This window comes from Ruegeria sp. BHSA191 (assembly GCF_059613325.1).
In genome coordinates this window covers 230,202-249,311 of the sequence record NZ_JBXWSH010000005.1, presented here as the reverse complement: position 1 = coordinate 249,311, position 19,110 = coordinate 230,202, and the positions used below count along the sequence as shown (strand labels likewise).

The window sequence follows — 19,110 nt, the reverse complement described above, 5'->3', positions numbered from 1 at the left end:
GACGATGCCTTTGACGGGCGCGGTCAGTTTCTCGACCAGCCAGGGCACCGTGTTCTTGTAGGCATCGCCCCAGCCGCCCACCGCCAGAGTCGCGGCCCGGATCGCGCCGGGGTCTTCGCAGACAGACCCATGCCGCCAATAGGCATCACGGGTCTGGTGCCGCAGCCAGACCGCGGGCAGGAACGGTTCGGCCTTCAACCGCTGCAGCCACATCTCGCGCCAGTCGGCACGCAGCGCCGGGTCGGGCGGGCGGGACGAATACGACCACATGGTGGCCCCCCAGCCCAGATTCTCGTTCAGCAGGCAGCCGCCCTTGTAGTGGATGTCATCGGCATAGCGGTCGGCGGTCGAACACAGGGTGATGATGGCCTTCAACGGGGCGGGCTGCAGCGCCGCCACCTGCAGCGCGTTGAAGCCGCCCCAGCTGATCCCCATCATCCCGACCGCGCCGCTGCACCAAGGCTGTTGGGCCAGCCACTCGATCACTTCGACGGCGTCATCCAGTTCCTGCTGGGTGTATTCATCCTCCATCAGTCCCTGGCTGTCACCATTGCCGCGCATGTCGACGCGGATGCAGGCGTAACCCCGTTTGGCAAACCAAGGATGGGTCAGGGCATCGCGCGCCGTCGTGCCGTCGCGCTTGCGATAAGGCAGGTATTCCAGGATGGCGGGCACCGGGTGCTGCGCCGCATCGACAGGTCGCCAGATCCGAGCCGACAGGCGGCAGCCGTCCGACAGAATGATGCCTTGGTCCGGAACCTCTTCGATCTCGGCTAGTGAGTTCTTCGCCTGCGTCATGCGTCCAGTCTCGGGCGCATCGGCGGATGGTGTGAGAGGAAAAGCGTCAATTCATTCCTTTGTTGCGACAACCAGATCCATGACATTGGTTCCCGTGGGGCCGGTCACCAGCAAAGCGCCGACCCAGTCAAGGAACGAGCCCGCATCGGCATCGCGCAAGGCCTTGTCCGCCCCATTGGCCCATGTCGCGCCGGTCACGACACCGCCGGCCGCATCGGTCGGCCCGTCGGTTCCGTCGGTTCCACCGACCACGACATACAGCCCCTCGCATCCCTGAATCTCGCGCGCCAGCGCCAGGGCCAGCGCCTGGTTCCGCCCGCCTCGTCCCGGGTTTTCGGGCAGGACAACCGTCGGCTCTCCGCCAAAGATCATCGCGCCCGGCGGCATCTGGCGAAGCCGCGCGCCGATATCAGCGGCGACGGACAGATAGTCGTCGTGCAGGGCCTCTTCCTCGGCCAGAACGTCTAGACCGGCGGTACGTGCCGCGTAGGCTGCGGCGCGGCGCGCATGGGCGTTCGAGGCAATGATCTCGACTCTGGCTTCGAATTGAGGGGCTTCGGGTACGGCGCCGATGCCCGATCCGATGACGCCGATGTCGTCCCCCGGTACGTCCGAAATGGCCAGGACCGTCGCGCGCGCTCCGCCGAAACCGGCCAGCAGGCCCCCGCCCTTGATCCGCGACATCTCGCGCCGGCGGGCGTTCATGGCGGTGATGTCCAGGCCCTCGGACAGCAGCTGCGCGTTCAGCCGCGCCAGATCTTCGAGGGTGGCCCCCGGCACCAGATCCTCGGCCAGCGAGGACGCACCGCCCGAGACCAGCAGCAACAGATGCTTGCCGGGACCCATGGCCTGAACCGCCGCGCGCAGAGCCTGGCCGCCCTTCAGGCTGCGGGCATCGGGCACGGGGTGAGAGGCTTCGATGATCTGCAGATGTGACGGCAGCCCTTCGGCATGGCCGTCTTTCGTGACCACAAGGCCCGGTGTCTTGCCGAAATGATCCTGCGCTGCATTCATCATCGCCGCCGCGGCCTTGCCTACCGCCAGAATCTGATCGGGGCGCGGAACATCGGGCAGCGCCGCCTTGACCGCGCCGTAGCCGTCAACGGCGGCAACGCCAGCCTTCCATATCGCGATCGCCTGATCCTGCATCGTCATCACATGTCCATCCAGATCGTAACCGGGCCGTCATTGATCAGGGACACCGCCATATCCGCTCCGAAAGACCCGGTTTCGGTCGGAACGCCAAGCGCGGCCAGCGCGTGGGCAAAGTGTTCGTACAGGCGTTCGCCGGTTGCGGGATCGGCGGCCGCCGCAAATCCGGGGCGGTTCCCGCGCGAGGTGTCGGCAGCCAACGTGAACTGGCTTACCACAAGGACTGAGCCGCCGATGTCCAGCACGGACCGGTTCATCTTGCCCGCGTCATCCTTGAAGATCCGCAGCTTGGCAATTTTTGCCGCCAGTTGCTCGGCGCGGGAGTCGTCGTCACCCTGCATGGCGCAGACCAGCACCAGCAGCCCCGGCCCGCACTGGCCGATGACTTGCCCCTCGACCGAGACCGATGCCTCGGACACCCTTTGTATCAATGCGCGCATATCGGTGTCTTTCTCAAACTCCGCTCACTCGGCCGAAGCCCCACGCCAGGTGACGAACTCGTCCAGCGTGGCGCGCTCGGTCCGAAATTGGTTGGCCGGATGGTCGATATCCGGATAGCCGAAGGAAATCGCGCACAGGATCAGCCGGTTATCGGGGATGTTGAAATAGCGGTGCAAGAACGGCCCATAGGCGGCCACCGCCGCCTGCGGGATCGTGGCGATGCCCAAGGCCTGTGCCGCCAGTGTGAAAGCCGTGACAAACCCGCCGCAATCCATCGCGCCATAGGGGCCGAGTTCCGCTGGGCTGGACAGGACGGCGCAATGCGGGGCGCCGAACAGGTTGAAGTTTTCCATCATCTGCCGGGCCGATCCGGCGCGGTCGCCCTTCTCTACGCCTACTGCCTGGTACAGGGCCCATCCGCAGGCCCGGCGCCGGTCCTGATAGACGCCGGAATAGCCAGTCGGAAAGGGCAGGTCGGGCTCCGCCTGGCCTGTCTCGGCCTCGGCCCGCAAAGCGCTGCGGAACGCATCCGTTTCCGCGCCGCTGGTCACGACCACCTGCCAGGGCTGCGCGTTGCACCAGCTGGGCACCCGGGCCGTGCTGGTCAGGATCCGTTCGATGTCACCCCGCGGCACCGGAACGGGCCGGAAGGCGCGGCAGGAATGGCGCGCGGTCAGAAGCGTGTTCAGATCGGCCAGGGTCACGTCGTCCTCTCCTCCGTGGCAGCCGGCGGCAGGATGGGTGAGAAGCCGGGGATGTTCAAGGGGTTCCGCGGCAGAGTTTTCGGCGGCGGAACCCAGCGGTCATTGCTGCCCGGTCGCCACCAGATACCCGATGCCGGCTGCCGCCAGCAGGCCCAGGACGACCGCAATCGTGATCTTGATCGCCGACCAGGGCCGTTCACCCTGCACCTGACCGGTGCGACCGTTGACGACAAAGCGATAGGTCTGGCCGCGATACTTGTAGGCGGCCATCCAGACGGGCAGCAGGATGTGCTTGAAGGTCACGTTGCGGATGTCGGTTTCGATCGCGTGGATGCGCTGCCGGTCGCCGCCGATGTCGAAACGGACGTCGCGCTCGATCACGCGGGCCATGTGGCCACGGGCCTCCTGATAGCCTTGCTGCAGATCGACCGTATATGCCTCGGCCCGGAACCCGGCCAGGTACTCGGGCTGATAGGGTTCCAGCGCGGGCAGGTCCCAAGGTTGCAGCGCGTCGGTGTATGATTTGGGCAAGGATTGCGAGGCCAGCACCAGCACGTCATCGAAGAACCGGGCCACCCGGCCGGATTTCGGTGTCCAGCGCACCTTGGGTACCTGCTGTTGCACCCGCTTGCCGTCACGCATCACGGTCCGGGTTTCGTAATAGACCACGCCCCGTTCGCCGCGATAGGCCGATTTCGTGTCGGCGTCGAAGGTCCAGTAGGGCACATAGATGCCCTGCATCCTGCGGCCTTTGCGGGCGTAGTCCTCGAGCCCGTTCGGCGCGAACCACAGCCGCCCCAGCCAGTCGCTCATGGCCTTGTGCGCGGCGCGTTCGTCAAGCGCAAAGGGCAGTACGCCGCGCGGTTTGATGTGCCGGTTCACGCCGGTATCGGTCACGACCGGGGTGGCGCAGAACGGGCATTCCGCGGCGTGGGTGTTGGGGTCGAACTCGACCTGCGCCGCGCAGTTGGGGCAGGTCAGAACCCGCGTCTCTTCGATCTCGCTGTCGGGCAGGCGGTCGGCGATGGCCGCGTCGAAGTCCAGCTCGCGCAGGCTGGCGCCTCCCCAAGGGCCAGCACCGATCGGTTCGGAATGGCCGCAATGGTCACAGGTCAGCGTGCCGGATTGCGGATCGAAGCGATAGTCCGCGCCACAATTGTCACATGGAAAACGGTGTTCCGCAGAGCCGGGTGGTGGGGCAGGGGGCTGGGTCATAGGTGGTCAGTTGTCGGCGGGAAAGTGAAGATAGGCTGCGCGCTGCTCCTCGGGCAGGACATGCGGCAGCATCGCGGCCTCGCAGGCCCCGATCGCCCTGAAATTCTCGCGCGCCTCGGCCAGCGTCAGGCCGTGGTTGGCGGCAGATGGTTCGCGGGGGTTCTTGTCGTACAGAATGTCCTCGTCCTCCCAAAAGCAGATCGCGCAAATCAGATTGGCCCCGCGCTCGGCCAGGGTGACATAACCGCACCACGGGCAGATGAATTGCGGCGGCTGCGGCGCTTTGCGCCCGCCTGTCTTCGAGCGCTTCCGCGATGCGGTCATGCCGATGCCTCATGCCTCGGGCGGCGGAGGCGGCAGAATCGTGAAAAGCTGCGCGAGTTCCTGTACCTCGCCCGCTTTCTTCCATCCGTCCTGACCTGGTGTCCACACGAAGGTGTCCCGCGAAATCTCGCCCGCGCTGGCCATGCGGCCCATCTTGGCCTTCGAGAACGGCCCGCTGGTCTGACCGTCTACCGCGATATGCCACACATGCTCGACCGGCGGCGGAGGCGGCGGGGCCACATGCGCGGCCGGTTGCGGGGCAGCGGGCGCGGGCGCGCCCCACGGGCCTGACGGCCGACCCGCTTCCATGTTCGACATCTGGTTTGCCATCGCCATGCCCATTCCCATACCAAGGCCAGCACCCATACCGCCGCCACCGCTTGGGTTGCTGGCGGCCGCCGTCATCGCCTCGGCCGCCGAATACTGGGTGAACTTGCCCAGATCCCCCGCCAGCCCCATCGAGGTGCGCTTGTCCAGCGCCGCCTCGACCGCCGGCGGCAACGAGATGTTCTCGATGTAGAATTCCGGCATCTCAAGCCCATAACCGTCCAGCACCGGCGAGACCTCGGCCGCGATCAGCTTGCCCAGATCGGCGGTGTTGGCGGCCATGTCCAGAACCGGGATGCCTGCCCCCGCGATCACCCGGCTGAATTCCTGCACGATGATGTTGCGGATCTGAAAGCTGATCTCGTCCATGGTGAACTCGCCATCGGTGCCCACGATCTCGACCAGGAAACGGGCCGGGTCCTTGACCCGGATCGTGTATGTGCCATAGGCGCGGATCCGGGTCGGGCCAAATTCGGGGTCGCGCAGCATGATCGGGTTCTTGGTGCCCCATTTCAGGTCATTGAACCGGGTCGTGTTGACGAAATAGATCTCGGACTTGAACGGCGACTGGAACCCGTGATCCCAATGCTGCAGCGTCGTCATGATCGGCATGTTGTTGGTTTCAAGCATGTAGAGGCCGGGCGTGAACACGTCGGCCAGCTGGCCCTCGTGCACGAATACGGCCGCCTGGCCTTCGCGCACGGTCAGCTTGGCGCCATACTTGATCTCGTGTCCCTCGCGCTCGAACCGCCAGACCATCGTGTCGCGGGTGTCGTCCACCCAATGAATGACATCAATGAATTCTCCGGTCAGAAAATCGAAAATTCCCATCTGGGTTCTCCTGTCATCGGGGTCAAAGCGATTGCCCCATCAATTCACGGGCGATGATCCGCACCACCGGCGCGGCCTCTTGCGCGGTCATGCCGGGTTTCAGGCGCGGATCATACAACATCGTCAGCAGCTTTTCGTCATGGCTGGTCAGCAGGGCGAATTCGTCGTCATCATTGAAGATCGAAGGCCGCGCCCGGGGGCTGTCATTGGGCAGCCCCAGCCCCTGGGCGATTTCCTCGTGGATGCAGCTCAGACGCATGAGGTCGGGTTGCTCGGCGCGCACCAGGGCGACGGCGCGCGTATAGGTGTTCGGCGCCCCGCGCGTGGCCGAGGCGAAGACAAAACAATAGAACGAGCGTGGCAGATCCGCGAACAGATCCAGTTGCTCTTGCGCGATGCCGGGGATCAGCTGACGCAGCCGGGCCTGCACATATTCGGTGTCATCCTGACCGGCGATGAAGACGTGGAAATTGCCGTTGCGGCTGACCGAGGACACGGGATGGCCGGTCAGGGCCGCCAACCGGGCCGAGAAGGCCTGTACATCGGCGCTGTCCGCCGCGCGGCGCTGTGGCGGAACCGAGGGACCGAACTCGACCGCAACGCGGACCGGGCTGGCCCAGCGGCTTAGGCGCCCACCGACGCGTTGCCCGCCCGCCGAAACAGTGGTGCCGGGATACTCATTGTAAAACGCGATGGTTTCGAAATTCCGCGCCAGATCGTCGGCGTCATACGGGGTATCCGGCCCGCCCCCGTCGGTGCGCAGCAGGCCGCGCGTCAGCAGGTCGCGCTCGACCCGCTCGTAGTAGCGGGCCAGGTCCCGGCTGGCGGCCGAAGGTTCAACGTAGACATCAGCGGATGGAGCAGCCTCGGGTCGAGCCTGCGGCGCCAGCGACGTCTTGAGCGGATCGTCGCAGCCGGCGACGATCAGCAATGCGCCCAAGCCGCAGATGCGCCCAAGAAGATGCCTCATCCGCATGCGCGCAGCCCTTATTTCGGCACGGCCGTTCCGGCGGTGTCGCCCAACCCGTCTTTGCGGGCCTTGGCCGAGGCCAGCGCGTCGCGTAGTTCCGCCTCCATTTTCTTCAGCTCTTGCTCGGCGGCGGCGCGGCGGGCTTTGCCCTCATCTGCGATGGCGAGGCTTTCATTGATCGTGCCAATCAGATCCTCGTTGGCCTTCTTGACGGCTTCTATGTCGAACACGCCGCGCTCCATTTCCTCGCGGATCATCTTGTTCGACTGGCGCAGGTTTGCGGCGTTCGAGGTCAGCAACTCGTTCGTCAGATCGTTGGCGTCGCGCACGGCGGCTGCGGCCTCGGCGCTGCGCTGGATAGTTACCGCCTGCGCCAGCTGGGTTTCCCACAGCGGCACGGTGTTCACCAAGGTCGAGTTGATCTTGGTCACCAGTGACTTGTCGTTTTCCTGAACCAGCCGGATCGAGGGCAACGATTGCATCGTCACCTGCCGCGTCAGCTTCAGGTCATGCACACGGCGTTCCAGATCGTCGCGGGCGGCCCGCAGGTCGCGCAGTTCCTGCGCCTTCATCACCTGCTGATCTTCCGGGGCGGCCTGCACCTCGGCCTCTTTCTCGGGGATGTCATGGCTGTCCAGTTCGGTCAGCTTTTCTTCGCCGGCCGCGATGTACAGCGCCAGTTCATCATAGAAATCCAGCGTCTTTTCATACAGCAGGTCCAGCGACTTGATGTCCTTCAGCAGCGTGTGTTCGTGCGACAGAAGGTTGTCGGTGATCCGGTCGATCTGATCCTGCACCTCTTCGTAGCGCGCGGTGAACTTCGCGAAAGGCGCGGCGCGGCCCAGCAGTTTCTCCCACCAACTGCGCTCGCGGCGCACGTCCAGTTCAGACACGGAAAAGCCACGGATCGTGGTGACGATGTCGCGCAGGCTGTCGCCGGCGGGTCCGACATCCTTGTTGCGAACGTCAGCCAGCATGGCCTGGCTGATTTCCTGCAGCTCGGCCTGCGCAGCCGACCCGAAGGACACGATCGAGTTGGTGTCGCCCATGTCGATCTCGGCCATGCGCTTGCGGATCTCGGCGCCGACCGGTTCGTCGGCTTCTTCCAAAGGCACGATCTCGGAACTCGGCTCGGGCAACGCGACGGCCACAACTTCCTGAACCAGCGTTTCGGCCTCGGCCGCCTTTTTCTTGATTTCGTCAGACATGAGAAGCTTCCCTGTTCTTGGTTTGGCCGGTCAGTCCAGCCGGACGCCTTCGCGCTGCAGCCTTTCGCGCAGCACGTCGATTTCGACCGTCAGATCACTGCGGTCATCCAATAGCATCTTTCGGGTGCGGGCCGAGAAATTCTGCTCGAGGTCGTCCAGCAGCGCCGAGTAATCGGACAGAGCCTGTGGGTCGCGGGTGCGCGCATATACATCGGCAAACTTGATCGTCGCATCGCGGGCTCCCTGCAGATAGACGGTCAGGTATTTGCGGGCACCGGCCAGATCGCGAGGATCCTCCTCGACCGTACGGAACAGATCGCGAGCGGTGGTTTGAAACCGCTCGACCCGGGCTTCGATCCTGCGGTCGCCGGCCCGTTTGATGGCATCCGACATCTGGTTCAGATGCGCTTCGGCATCTTCGACCACGCGGGCAACCCGGTCTTGCTGATAGGTGTCCACGCCCTCCATGCCCTTGTTTTTCATCGGGTCGAGGCCGAAGGCGACGGAATGCAGGGCCGTGGCCACGCCGCCGAACAAGATCGGCGCTAGGAGGCTGACCTGGCTGGCGGCCTCGGCATCCAGATAGTCGTTGCGATAGGCGGCCAGACCCACCCCAAGCCCGGTCAAAACGGACGAGAAGATCTTGCGGGGAAAGGCTGGGCGGCGCGCGGTGCGGCGCGCGTTGTAGGCATCTTCGGCTTTCAGCCCTTCACGCAGCAGAAAGGCTGCAGCGGTCAGAATGCCGGCGGCGAGCAATCCCAGGGTCATCCCGATCGCGCCGTCGTTGAGCGACAAAAAGACCAGAGGGATCGCCGGAACGAACAGGACATTGGCGCGTGCGCCGACCGGGTTCACCCGGGCGCCATCGTATTGCCCGCGCTGGGCGGGCGCGTCGGTGTCGGACTGGCCGTCGGGGCTGAACTTTCCGCCGTATCGCTTGGCCATGGCTTCAGAGCCCCCCGAGCCAACCGGTACAGACGCCGAACAACAGCACCAGCAGGGCCGCGTAGGCCATTTTTTGCACTCCGGTCCCGGACATGACGTCCTCCAACTGCGGTTGTCCCCTTGAAAACCTAGGGTATCAAGGGGCTTGGCGCTAGGGGGAAGGTTCGATAACCCGCGTCAATTGCGTGATTTCTTGCCGCCCGGCCTGCGGGATCTTTGGGGGCGGCTTGAGCGTTTCGCAGCAGCCGGTGGGGTTTCGGGTTCCAGGCCCAGCTGGTCGCGCAGAACGCGGCGACGGATTTCCTCGACCTCGCCGGGTTTGAGATTGCCCAGCTGGAACGGTCCGTAGGACACGCGCAAAAGCCGGTTCACGGTAAAGCCGATGTCTTCGATCGCGCGGCGGATTTCTCGGTTCTTGCCCTCGCGCAGTCCGATCGTCAGCCATGCATTCGCACCTTGCTGGCGGTCCAGCGACACGGTCATGGGCTGGAACCTTTCGCCCTCGATCACAAGACCTTGGCGCAGGGGGGCAAAGTCCTCGTCCTTGGGGCGGCCGTTGATCCGCACCCGGTATTTGCGCAGCCAGCCGGTCGAGGGCAGCTCGAGCTTGCGCTTGATGGCCCCGTCATTGGTCAGCAGCAACAGGCCCTCTGAATTCAGGTCCAGCCGGCCAACGCTCATGACGCGGGGCATGCCCTCGGGCAGGTTGTCGAAGATCGTGGGGCGGCCTTTTTCGTCGCGGTTCGTGGTCACCAGACCGGTTGGCTTGTGATACAGCCACAGACGCGCGGGTTCGGGCTCGGCCACGGGCTTGCCGTCGACGGTGATCCTGTCGTTGGGCGTGACGTTCAGCGCCGGGCTGTCGATGGTTTTGCCGTTCACGGTCACGCGGCCCGCTTCGATCATGCGTTCGGCCTCGCGGCGCGAGGCGATGCCGGCGCGGGCCAGCACTTTGGCGATCCGGTCGCCGGGAGGAGGGGTGTTGCTCATGCCCTGCGCATAGCGCATCGGCGCGGCTTGCGAAAGGTGGGTTTCTGGGGCAGTCAGGGGCATGGTCTTCAGAACGCATATGGACAAGGCGCTGGAACAGGCGCGCGCGGCGGGTGATCGGGGCGAGGTTCCAGTGGGAGCGGTGATCGTGTCGCCCAACGGGCAGATCATCGCGGCAGACGGCAACCGTACGCGCGAGTTGCACGACCCGACCGCGCATGCCGAGATCCTGGCCCTGCGCGCCGCCTGCCGGGCCGTCGGGTCCGAGCGTCTGACGGGGCATGACCTGTATGTCACGTTGGAACCCTGCGCCATGTGCGCCGCGGCGCTGGCGGCAGCGCGGATTCGGCGGATCTACTACGGGGCCGCCGATCCGAAATCGGGCGGCGTGGCGCATGGGGCGCGGGTGTTCTCGCACCCTCAGGCCCATCACAGGCCGGACGTCTATGACGGCATCGCGGCCGAGGACTGCGCCCGGTTGCTGCGCGATTTCTTTGCCGCGCAGCGCGGTGGCGGCGGGCCCAAAGGCTGAGGCGCGCTCAGGCCGGTTTCACGACCAGTTCGCGGGGGATGTCTGCCAAGGGTTGCCCGCCCGTCGGCGTGACCACGAAGGTTTCGGTGATGGCCAGCCCCCAATCGGGGGTCCAAAGACCCGGCATCAGGTGAAAGGTCATGTTATCCTGCAGAACGGTGCTGTCGCCGGGGCGCAGGCTCATGGTGCGCTCACCCCAATCGGGGGGATAGCTCAGGCCCACCGGATAGCCCGTGCGATTGCCTTTGACATAGCCGGCCCGGGCAAAACTGTCATAGACGCAGGCGGCGATCTCTTCGCAGGTGGCGCCGGGGCGGGCGGCGGCCAGCGTGTCCTCAATCGCGGTCAGGATCGCGGTTTCCGCGCGCCGGATATCGGCGGGTGGGTCACCCAGAAACAGGCTGCGGCTGGCCGGGCAGTGATAACGGCGATGGCAGCCCGAGATTTCGAAATAGGTCGCTTCGCCCGGTTTCAGCGGACGGTCGTTCCAAGTGATGTGCGAGGCCGAGGCCTCGGCCCCCGAGGGCGCGATGGGCGCAATCGCGGGATAGTCGCCCGCAAGACCCGGCAGCCCGGCGATGCCCGCAGCCTGAACCTCGGCCACGAGCACGTTCTTGGGAACCCCGTGGCGGAACCCGTCGCGCAGCACTGCGTGCATATGCGCGGTCAACTGCCCGGCCTTGCGCATCAAGGCGATCTCGGCCTCGCTTTTGACCGCACGCTGCCAGTTCACCAACCCGGTCGCGTCGATCAGCGCATCGCGGCCGAACGCGGTCTCAAGGATCCGGTGGCTGGCGGCCGAGTAGTAATAGTTGTCCATCTCGACACCCAGATGGGTTGTCCAGCCGCGCTCGCGCAGCAGCGATGCCAGCGACTCGACCGGGTGATGGTCGGGGTGCTGCACATGCTCTTCGGGCCAGTCGTGCAGGTCGTTGGGGTCCAGCCAGGTGGTCTGCGCCGCGCCGGGCTTGTCCTGCGTCCGGCCCCACCACAGGGGCGCGCCGTCGCGCGGGACGATCACCATCTGCGGGACGTAGAAGCTCCAGCCGTCATACCCTGTCAGCCAGGCCATGTTCGACGGGTCCGCAACCAGCAGGGTTTCGACACCCCGCTTGGCCATCGCGGAACGGGTCTTGGCCAGCCGCGCCGCGTATTCTTCCGCCGAGAAGGCCAGCGCGGGTGTCAAAGCTCGATCTCCTGCAGGACCTCGGGCTCGATGACGGTAACGCCCGGCAGCCCATCCGCCAGGTCCTTGGCGGATTGTTCCAGGATCGGGAAGGTCCGGTAGTGGCAGGGGATCACCGTCTTGAAGTCGAAATACCGCCGGGCGGCATAGGCGGCGGCTTTCATATCCATCGTGAAATAGCCGCCCGCCGACAGAATGCCGATATCCGGTCTGTAATAGTCGCCGATCCACTCCATGTCGGCCATGATCGTGGTGTCGCCCGAGACATAGACCGTATGACCATCAGCCGACAGGATGAACCCCACCTCGGACCCACCGGCGCGCGGGCCATCGGGTGTGGCGAAGGTCGAGCTGTGCGAGGCCGGCACCATGTCGACCTTGACCCCGTTCAGGTCGACCCGGCCGCCTTTGTTGAAGCCGATGGTCTCGATCCCTTCGGCCTCGGCCCAATGGGCCATGACGTCGTATTGGCCCACCACCGAAATGTTCAGGCGTTTGGCCAGCGGCAGAACGTCGGCGACGTGGTCGAAATGCGCGTGGGTCAGCAGGATATGCGTGGCGCCCCGGATGGCTGCGTCGTGCTGGTCCTCGGGCAGCATCGGGTTGCCGCTCAGCCAGGGATCGATAAGCAGGACTTGTCCCGCCGCGTGAATTCGGAAGCTGCCATGCCCCAACCAGATGATTTTCATGAAAGACCCTCCTGAAACCGGTTCAGGGCCAGCCTAGCATCGGCTATGTAAAAATCCATGGACTGGATGCGAGAAATCGACGGCTATTGCGAGCGCCTGTCGCCGGACTATTGGGCCGAACCCGTAAACGCCGTGTCCAACGCGGCCTTTCTGTTGGCGGCATGGGTGATGTGGCGGCGGGTGCGGGGGCAGGGTCTGCCGTTGGCCAACTTGCTGGTCGCCATTCTGGCGGTGATCGGCATTGGCAGCTATCTGTTTCATACCCATGCGCAAGTCTGGGCCGCGCTGGCGGATACGACGCCGATTCTACTGTTCATCTTGGTCTATATCTTCGCGGTGAACCGGGACATCTGGCAGCTATCCACGCCGAAGGCGGCGGCGCTGACGCCCTTGTTCATCCCCTATGCGGCGTTGACCATACCGGTGTTTCAACTGGTTCCCGGCCTGGGCGGGTCGGCCGCATATGCTCCGGTGCCGTTGCTGATCCTGATCTATGCGTATCTTTTGCGCGCGCGCAGGCCGCAGTTGGCCTGGGGTCTGGCGGTCGGAGCTGCGATCCTGATCGCGTCGATCACCTTCCGCGCGCTCGATGCTCCGCTTTGCGCCCGCATCCCGATGGGAACGCATTTTATGTGGCACATCCTGAACGCCACCATGCTGGGCTGGATGATCGAGGTTTACCGGCGGGCCATGACGGATGCGGTCAGTCCGGCAGACGCCGCGCCACGTAGAACCCATAGCTGACAAAGTCGGAATAGGTTTCGTACAAGTCGATCTCGGCCCGTTCGGCATCGACAATGGCTTTGGCCTGCTCGGAATTGCCATGCCGGTCGAGGAAGGCAGGGAAGCTGCGTTGAAGAGGGAGATAGTAATTGTCCATCCAGCAGTCGGTGCCCAGCGGGAAATAGCCGACAGGTTCATAACCGGCCGTCTCGATCTGGCGGATCTTCTGTCCGGCGGTCGCAACTTCGGGATAGGCGGCATCCCAGTGCCGTGTCAGCGGTTCGGGGCGTTGATCGGTCAGCCAGGTCAGCTCGGACACAGCCAGGACACCGCCGGGTTTCAGGAACCGACGCCAGGCGTTCAGACCGTTTTCGAACCCCATGTTGTAAATCGCGCCTTCCGACCAGATCACGTCAAGGCTGGCATCGTCGAAGGGCAGGTCCTCCATCGACGCCTCAACCGTCTGAATCCGGGCCGCCAGGCCCAAGAACTGGGCGCGTCTCTCCAACTCGGCCAGAAAATCCGGCAGGAAATCCACTGCCGTCACCGATGCGCCTAGATGGCGCGCAAGGCAGAAGGCCGCAGCTCCGGTGCCGCAGCCAATGTCGGCGACCTTCAATCCGGGATCGGCTTGAACGTCCGCCAGCTTCAACGCCATTTCCGTTGCCGCGTCGCTGCCGGGGCCTTGCCGGTCGTTGGGCAGGTGCAGGTCGATCAACAATCGCATGTCATCGGTCATGATGTGTCAATCCTTGAAAGCGCGGGCCAGGTCTTCGGGCAGGTCGAACTCGTCCAGCACGCGTCGGCGCGCCTCAGACGACATCTTGCGGGCGGTCTTTTCGACGATGCGCTGAATCTTTTCGCCCGAGTGTTTCGCGGCGAAGGGTGCAAAATACCATTTCAGAAAGACAAAGCAGATCACGTCCTCCAGCGCCTGAACGTCGTCGTCGCGCTTGATGCCCTGTTTGCGCAACATACGGCGGGCGGCGTCGATCTCGGCCTGATCGTAACCGGCCTCGGACATCAACTCGACCACGACCTGCGCGTGATGCTCGGCTTGGGCCTTGCGCCACGCCAGATAGCCCGCGCGCCCCTCGGGGTAGGCCGAGCGGGCCAGCTTCCAGCGCTCGACATGCTGGCCGCGGGCGGCGATCTGCAATGGCTCTGATGCGTCGGGGAACAGTCGATGCAACTCGGCGCTCATCCGTTCGCCATAAAGCAGCGCAGCGGGACGCCCGTCTTCCTGGGTGGGGTCGGCCGAATTGGCTGCGTCGATTGCGTCCAGAACCTTCTGCTTGCGCTCCGTCATGGCACCTCCTGCGTTCGTCAAACGGGTTCGGCAAACCTGGTTGAGCCAGCCCGATACTGCGTGGTGCATGTACGATAAGGCATCGCGCCACAACAAAAAAGCGCCGACCCGTTAAGGGCCGGCGGCGCCACGAGGGCAGGTAGGGGACCGGGCCGGAAAAAAGGGGAAACCGGCCCGATCCAACAGGGAGGCAAGAACGAAGTCAGTTTCGGGGTGAGGTTTTTTCCTGGCTCACCTGATCCGAAGGGTGCTGATCGGGAAAGGTCAGCGTCGGGGTCAGGTCGCCCATCGGGACACCCAGGGCAAAGGCCGGAGCCGCTGCGGTGGCAAAAACTACAGACAGTGCAATCATGGTCGATTTCATCGGCTTCCTCCGAACTGAACTGTTTCGTTTACAGCATAAGGGGATGCAGCACGCGGACTTCAAGTGAAAAGTGAACGAAGCGGTTCACTTTTTTGCGTGGCGGGTATTCTGGATCGGTCTGGCCCCGGCGCCGCCCGACCATTCCCGCACGCAGGCGGTCTTGCGACTGCTGCACCAGACGGGTAAATGCCCCTGTAACGCACACGAGGGTTTCCCATGTCGATTGACCAAAGCACCGCCGCCAAGGTGGCCAAACTGGCCCGGATCAAGGTCGAGGATGATGCGCTGCCGGCGCTGGCCTCGGAGTTCAACACGATCCTGGGGTTCATCGAACAGCTGAACGAAGTTGACGTCGAAGGGGTCGAGCCGATGGTCTCGGTGACGCCGATGCGGCTCAAACGCCGCGAGGACGTGGTGACCGACGGGAGCATGCAGGACAAGATCCTGTCCAACGCCCCCGACGCGCGCGAGGGGTTTTTCGCGGTTCCCAAGGTGGTGGAGTAAGACATGAGCGACCTGAACAAACTGGGCCTGGCCGAGGCCCGCGACGCGCTGCGCAAGGGTGAAACCACCTCGGTCGAACTGACCGAGGCCTGCCTGACGGCCATCGACGCGGCCGACGCGCTCAATGCCTTCGTCCACAAGACGCCCGAGATCGCGCTGGAGCGCGCCAAGGCGGCCGACGAGCGCATCAAGGCCGGCGACGCGCCCGCCATGTGCGGCCTGCCGATCGGCATCAAGGACCTGTTCTGCACCAAGGGCGTGCCCAGCCAGGCGGCCAGCCGCATTCTGGAAGGCTTCAAGCCCGAATACGAATCCACCGTATCGCAGCAACTGGCCGATGCCGGCGCGGTGATGCTGGGCAAGCTGAACATGGACGAATTCGCTATGGGCTCGTCCAACGAAACCTCGGTCTATGGTAATGCGGTCAGCCCGTGGCGGCGCGGCAATGACGACACTCCGCTGACCCCCGGCGGTTCATCGGGCGGGTCGGCGGCTGCCGTTGCTGCCGATCTGTGCCTTGCGGCGACCGGCACCGACACCGGCGGTTCGATCCGCCAGCCCGCGGCCTTTACCGGCATCACCGGCATCAAGCCGACCTATGGCCGCTGCTCGCGCTGGGGCATCGTGGCCTTTGCGTCCTCGCTGGATCAGGCCGGACCGATGACCAAGAACGTGCGCGACGCCGCCATCATGCTCGAGGCGATGTGCGGGCATGACCCCAAAGATTCGACCAGCGTCGAGATTCCGGTGCCGAATTTCGAGGCGATGCTGACCGGCGACATCAAGGGGAAGAAGATCGGTATCCCCAAGGAATACCGGATGGACGGCATGCCCGCCGAGATCGAAAAGCTCTGGGCCGACGGCGCCGAAATGTTGCGTGATGCGGGGGCCGAGATTGTCGATATCTCGCTGCCGCACACCAAATACGCGCTGCCGGCCTATTACGTGATCGCGCCCGCCGAGGCGTCGTCGAACCTGGCGCGCTATGACGGCGTGCGCTATGGCCGCCGCGCGACGTTGGCGCAGGGCGATGGCATCACCGAGATGTACGAAAAGACCCGCGCCGAGGGCTTTGGTCACGAGGTGCAGCGCCGGGTCATGGTCGGCACCTATGTTCTGTCGGCCGGTTTCTACGATGCATACTACAACCGCGCCCGAAAGGTGCGGACCCTGATCAAGAAAGACTTCGAGGACGTGTTCGCCGCGGGCGTCGATGCGATTCTGACCCCAGCAACGCCGTCGGCCGCCTTCGGTCTGGGAGAGATGAAGGAAACCGACCCGGTTCAGATGTATCTCAACGACGTCTTCACCGTGACGGTGAACCTTGCCGGTCTGCCGGGCATCTCGGTTCCGGCCGGGTTGGACAAGCATGGGCTGCCGCTGGGGCTGCAACTGATTGGGCGTCCGTGGGAGGAAGGCGACCTGCTGAACACCGCCTACGCGCTCGAATCCGCTGCGGGGTTCGTGGCCAAGCCGGGCAAATGGTGGTAACGGTCGGTCGACCCGACCGCTGCAAGAACGGAGCAGTCCGATGCGCAAACTTCTTGTGATTCCCGTGTGCGCCGTCGCCGCCGCTTGCGATACGGTGGCGCCGGTTCAGGGCACGGAGTTCAATACGTCGCAATACCAGGCCCAGCGCGAGGCGCAACTGGCGGGGCAGGGCGCAGCAGGCAATCCGCTGTTGCCGCCCCCAGCCATCTCGCAGGAGCCATGGTCGGCCGAGTCCTCCGCCGTCACCTATTCCACCGATGGCAGCGCCGCGGATATCGCGAATCAAACGGCCGCAGCGCTCGCCAGTACCTCCACCCAGGCACCGGCCCCGGCAACGGTGACGTCGAGCGGCATTTCGCAAGAACAGGATTTTGCCGCGGTCTCCAGCAGCCGCAGCATTCAGGATGACGCCGCCCTGATCGAGAGAAACCGTCAGACCTATGAGGTGGTCGCCCCGACGGCGGTTCCTCAGCGTGGCGCGGACGGCCAGCCCAATATCGTGCAATACGCATTGTCCACTACTAATCCGGTCGGGGCACAGATCTACAGCCGGTCCGGGTTCAACCTTCAGGCCAAGGCGCAACGGAACTGCGCCAAATACCCATCGGCAGATCAGGCTCAGATCGATTTCCTGGCCAGCGGCGGGCCACAACGTGACCGCAAGGGCCTGGACCCGGATGGCGACGGCTTTGCCTGTGGCTGGGACCCCAGCCCGTTCCGCCGTGTCGTCGGCAACTGATCTCTCGCCGATCTGGCACCCATCCCCCAATTTCGGTCCCCGCCGGGATGGGCTGAAGCCATCTCTGGTGGTTCTTCACTACACCGCGATGAACAGCGCCCGCGCCGCGCTCGAGCGTTTGTGCGACCCGGCGTCCGAGGTATCGGCCCACTATCTGATCGGCTGTGACGGAACACTCTGGCAGATGGTTCGTGAAGAGGATCGCGCCTGGCACGCCGGGGTCGGCGAGTGGCAGGGACAGAGCGATATCAACTCCCGCTCGATCGGGATCGAACTCGACAACCGAGGCGATCATCCTTTCGCCCAGGCGCAGATAAGGGCACTCGAGCGGCTTCTGCCGCAGATCATGACCCGTTGGTCCATACCGGCCACCGGCGTGATCGGTCATTCGGACATGGCGCCGGGGCGCAAACACGATCCCGGGCCACGTTTCGACTGGATACGACTCGAACGTCAGGGGCTGGCCGCGCCGCGCGCTCACGCCGCCCCTTTGTCGCGGCCCGAGGCCCATTACTTCCGCGCCGTGGCCCAAGCCGCCGGCTATACTGCTGCTGTCGATGATGAAACGCTGCTCGCTGCTGTGCGGTTGCGCTTTCGGCCCTGGGGTAGGGGAGGGCTGGCCCCAGAGGACGTGGCTGCATTGCCGCAGCCGCACCGTCTCGCCTGACCAACCTTCATCTGGCCCAAAATATCCCGGGGTTGAATTGGCCGAAGGCCAAGAAGGGGCTGGCCCCTTGTCGCTTCCATTCCTCTCTTGACGTGCCTGGGTCAGGGGCATACCCAATTCGATGCGCGGAGGGCCGGATGGCCGCTGGGGCCTAGGCCCGAGAGGAAAGTCCGGACTCCACAAGGCAACGGTGCCGGGTAACGCCCGGGCGGGGAAACCCGACGGAAAGCGCCACAGAAAACAAACCGCCGTGAGACGCCGAAGGTTCGCCTCCGGCAGATCATGGCAAGGGTGAAACGGTGGAGTAAGAGCCCACCGCGCCGCTGGCAACAGCGGCGGCACGGCAAGCCCCACCGGGAGCAATGCCAAATAGGGTCCCCACGCGGGCCGGTCGGCGTCAGCCGATACCGCCGCTAGGCCTGCCTTGGCCGAGAGGGACCGGGTTGGCAGCTCGAGCCGTGCAGCAATGCACGGCCTAGAGGAATGGTCATCGAAGGGGGCAACCCCGGAACAGGATCCGGCTTACAGGCCCTCCGCGCATCCGCAGCCTGCTGGTATTTTCCGGTGGGGACTCAAGTGCTGGCGGGCCGAAAATTCGCCTCGTTTGCTGTCGTTGCAAGAAATTCCAGGCCTCGGCCGGTTTATTCTGGTATCACGTTTCGAATCCGGTTGACTCGGGCGCGCGAGCGGGTAAAAGCGCACGCTCATAGGAATTCAACCGAAAGGCCCCTGCCTTTTCGGACGCAGGAGATAACCATGGCGAAGCCGACGACAATCAAGATCCGTCTGAACTCGACCGCGGGCACGGGCCACTTCTACGTGACCAAGAAGAACGCGCGCACCATGACCGAGAAAATGACCGTGCGCAAATACGACCCGGTCGCTCGCAAGCATGTCGAGTACAAGGAAGGCAAGATCAAGTAATCTGCCTTTTCAGACGCAAGACGAAAAAGGGTCCTGGCGCGGTCAGGACCCTTTCTTGTTTTCAGGCAGGTTGGTCA

At 64.5% G+C, this 19,110-nt stretch carries 23 protein-coding genes and 1 other RNA gene; 8 read left to right on the top strand and 16 right to left on the bottom strand.

What is annotated here, in order from left to right:
* The 11 genes from AC2FNS_RS08070 to AC2FNS_RS08020 all read right to left on the bottom strand — a co-directional run.
* The coding region (locus AC2FNS_RS08070) for a CocE/NonD family hydrolase (RefSeq protein WP_496803812.1) at positions 1 to 798 on the bottom strand (798 nt) is incomplete at its 3' end.
* 51 nt (positions 799 to 849) lie between these two features.
* The gene (locus AC2FNS_RS08065) at positions 850 to 1,953 is read right to left on the bottom strand and encodes a DUF4147 domain-containing protein (protein WP_496712228.1); all 1,104 of its coding nucleotides are present in this window, start codon (positions 1,951 to 1,953) and stop codon (positions 850 to 852) included.
* A complete protein-coding gene (dtd, locus tag AC2FNS_RS08060; RefSeq protein ID WP_496712227.1) occupies positions 1,953 to 2,390 on the bottom strand; it encodes a D-aminoacyl-tRNA deacylase in 438 nt (145 codons plus the stop codon). The genes AC2FNS_RS08065 and dtd overlap by 1 nt, the downstream gene beginning before the upstream one ends.
* A gap of 24 nt (positions 2,391 to 2,414) precedes the next feature.
* Complete coding sequence (locus AC2FNS_RS08055; protein ID WP_496797688.1) at positions 2,415 to 3,095, bottom strand: nitroreductase; 681 nt, start codon at positions 3,093 to 3,095, stop codon at positions 2,415 to 2,417.
* A 99-nt stretch (positions 3,096 to 3,194) separates the two neighbouring features.
* Entirely contained in the window at positions 3,195 to 4,310 is a 1,116-nt protein-coding gene (locus AC2FNS_RS08050) for a TFIIB-type zinc ribbon-containing protein (protein ID WP_496712225.1), read from the bottom strand.
* 6 nt (positions 4,311 to 4,316) lie between these two features.
* Entirely contained in the window at positions 4,317 to 4,634 is a 318-nt protein-coding gene (locus AC2FNS_RS08045) for a CPCC family cysteine-rich protein (protein WP_496712224.1), read from the bottom strand.
* A gap of 9 nt (positions 4,635 to 4,643) precedes the next feature.
* The gene (locus AC2FNS_RS08040) at positions 4,644 to 5,792 is read right to left on the bottom strand and encodes an SPFH domain-containing protein (protein WP_496797412.1); all 1,149 of its coding nucleotides are present in this window, start codon (positions 5,790 to 5,792) and stop codon (positions 4,644 to 4,646) included.
* A 22-nt stretch (positions 5,793 to 5,814) separates the two neighbouring features.
* Entirely contained in the window at positions 5,815 to 6,768 is a 954-nt protein-coding gene (locus AC2FNS_RS08035; protein ID WP_496712222.1) for a DUF2927 domain-containing protein, read from the bottom strand.
* Between the two features lie 11 nt (positions 6,769 to 6,779).
* Positions 6,780 to 7,970 carry a toxic anion resistance protein gene (locus AC2FNS_RS08030; RefSeq protein ID WP_496712221.1) on the bottom strand — a complete coding sequence of 397 codons (1,191 nt, stop codon included), beginning with the start codon at positions 7,968 to 7,970 and terminating at the stop codon, positions 6,780 to 6,782.
* A gap of 30 nt (positions 7,971 to 8,000) precedes the next feature.
* Positions 8,001 to 8,915 carry a 5-bromo-4-chloroindolyl phosphate hydrolysis family protein gene (locus AC2FNS_RS08025; RefSeq protein ID WP_496685832.1) on the bottom strand — a complete coding sequence of 305 codons (915 nt, stop codon included), beginning with the start codon at positions 8,913 to 8,915 and terminating at the stop codon, positions 8,001 to 8,003.
* Between the two features lie 177 nt (positions 8,916 to 9,092).
* Positions 9,093 to 9,968: a pseudouridine synthase gene (locus AC2FNS_RS08020; RefSeq protein WP_496685835.1), complete on the bottom strand. Its 876-nt coding sequence runs from the start codon at positions 9,966 to 9,968 to the stop codon at positions 9,093 to 9,095.
* Here AC2FNS_RS08020 and AC2FNS_RS08015 point away from each other — a divergent pair.
* Positions 9,967 to 10,437, top strand: a complete 471-nt coding sequence (locus AC2FNS_RS08015; RefSeq protein WP_496712220.1) for a nucleoside deaminase — start codon at positions 9,967 to 9,969, stop codon at positions 10,435 to 10,437. The genes AC2FNS_RS08020 and AC2FNS_RS08015 overlap by 2 nt on opposite strands.
* A gap of 7 nt (positions 10,438 to 10,444) precedes the next feature.
* Here the strand turns inward: AC2FNS_RS08015 and AC2FNS_RS08010 are convergent, their stop codons facing one another.
* Both AC2FNS_RS08010 and AC2FNS_RS08005 read right to left on the bottom strand, forming a co-directional pair.
* Entirely contained in the window at positions 10,445 to 11,623 is a 1,179-nt protein-coding gene (locus AC2FNS_RS08010; protein ID WP_496712219.1) for a M24 family metallopeptidase, read from the bottom strand.
* Positions 11,620 to 12,312: a metal-dependent hydrolase gene (locus tag AC2FNS_RS08005; protein WP_496712218.1), complete on the bottom strand. Its 693-nt coding sequence runs from the start codon at positions 12,310 to 12,312 to the stop codon at positions 11,620 to 11,622. The genes AC2FNS_RS08010 and AC2FNS_RS08005 overlap by 4 nt, the downstream gene beginning before the upstream one ends.
* A gap of 57 nt (positions 12,313 to 12,369) precedes the next feature.
* Between AC2FNS_RS08005 and AC2FNS_RS08000 the strand changes: the two genes are divergently transcribed.
* Positions 12,370 to 13,056 (top strand): ceramidase domain-containing protein, encoded by a 687-nt coding sequence (locus AC2FNS_RS08000; RefSeq protein WP_496712217.1) that lies wholly within the window; start codon positions 12,370 to 12,372, stop codon positions 13,054 to 13,056.
* Here the strand turns inward: AC2FNS_RS08000 and AC2FNS_RS07995 are convergent.
* From AC2FNS_RS07995 to AC2FNS_RS07985, 3 genes are all read right to left on the bottom strand, one after another.
* Positions 13,016 to 13,774 carry a class I SAM-dependent methyltransferase gene (locus AC2FNS_RS07995; RefSeq protein ID WP_496678678.1) on the bottom strand — a complete coding sequence of 253 codons (759 nt, stop codon included), beginning with the start codon at positions 13,772 to 13,774 and terminating at the stop codon, positions 13,016 to 13,018. The genes AC2FNS_RS08000 and AC2FNS_RS07995 overlap by 41 nt on opposite strands.
* 6 nt (positions 13,775 to 13,780) lie before the next feature.
* Positions 13,781 to 14,344 carry a DUF4202 domain-containing protein gene (locus tag AC2FNS_RS07990; RefSeq protein ID WP_496712216.1) on the bottom strand — a complete coding sequence of 188 codons (564 nt, stop codon included), beginning with the start codon at positions 14,342 to 14,344 and terminating at the stop codon, positions 13,781 to 13,783.
* A 202-nt stretch (positions 14,345 to 14,546) separates the two neighbouring features.
* Entirely contained in the window at positions 14,547 to 14,708 is a 162-nt protein-coding gene (locus tag AC2FNS_RS07985; protein WP_496678680.1) for a hypothetical protein, read from the bottom strand.
* A 216-nt stretch (positions 14,709 to 14,924) separates the two neighbouring features.
* Here AC2FNS_RS07985 and gatC point away from each other — a divergent pair, with 216 nt between their 5' ends.
* The 6 genes from gatC (at position 14,925) to rpmG (ending at position 19,033) form a co-directional block, all read left to right on the top strand.
* Positions 14,925 to 15,212: an Asp-tRNA(Asn)/Glu-tRNA(Gln) amidotransferase subunit GatC gene (gene gatC / locus AC2FNS_RS07980; RefSeq protein WP_496678682.1), complete on the top strand. Its 288-nt coding sequence runs from the start codon at positions 14,925 to 14,927 to the stop codon at positions 15,210 to 15,212.
* Between the two features lie 3 nt (positions 15,213 to 15,215).
* Positions 15,216 to 16,703 (top strand): Asp-tRNA(Asn)/Glu-tRNA(Gln) amidotransferase subunit GatA, encoded by a 1,488-nt coding sequence (gene gatA / locus AC2FNS_RS07975; RefSeq protein WP_496712215.1) that lies wholly within the window; start codon positions 15,216 to 15,218, stop codon positions 16,701 to 16,703.
* A gap of 40 nt (positions 16,704 to 16,743) precedes the next feature.
* Complete coding sequence (locus tag AC2FNS_RS07970; protein ID WP_496712214.1) at positions 16,744 to 17,442, top strand: hypothetical protein; 699 nt, start codon at positions 16,744 to 16,746, stop codon at positions 17,440 to 17,442.
* Positions 17,381 to 18,109 (top strand): N-acetylmuramoyl-L-alanine amidase, encoded by a 729-nt coding sequence (locus AC2FNS_RS07965; protein WP_496797411.1) that lies wholly within the window; start codon positions 17,381 to 17,383, stop codon positions 18,107 to 18,109. The genes AC2FNS_RS07970 and AC2FNS_RS07965 overlap by 62 nt, the downstream gene beginning before the upstream one ends.
* Positions 18,110 to 18,234: 125 nt before the next feature.
* Positions 18,235 to 18,650: RNase P RNA component class A (rnpB, locus tag AC2FNS_RS07960), an RNA gene on the top strand.
* 215 nt (positions 18,651 to 18,865) lie between these two features.
* Entirely contained in the window at positions 18,866 to 19,033 is a 168-nt protein-coding gene (gene rpmG / locus AC2FNS_RS07955; RefSeq protein ID WP_005630270.1) for a 50S ribosomal protein L33, read from the top strand.
* Positions 19,034 to 19,110 lie beyond the last annotated feature (77 nt).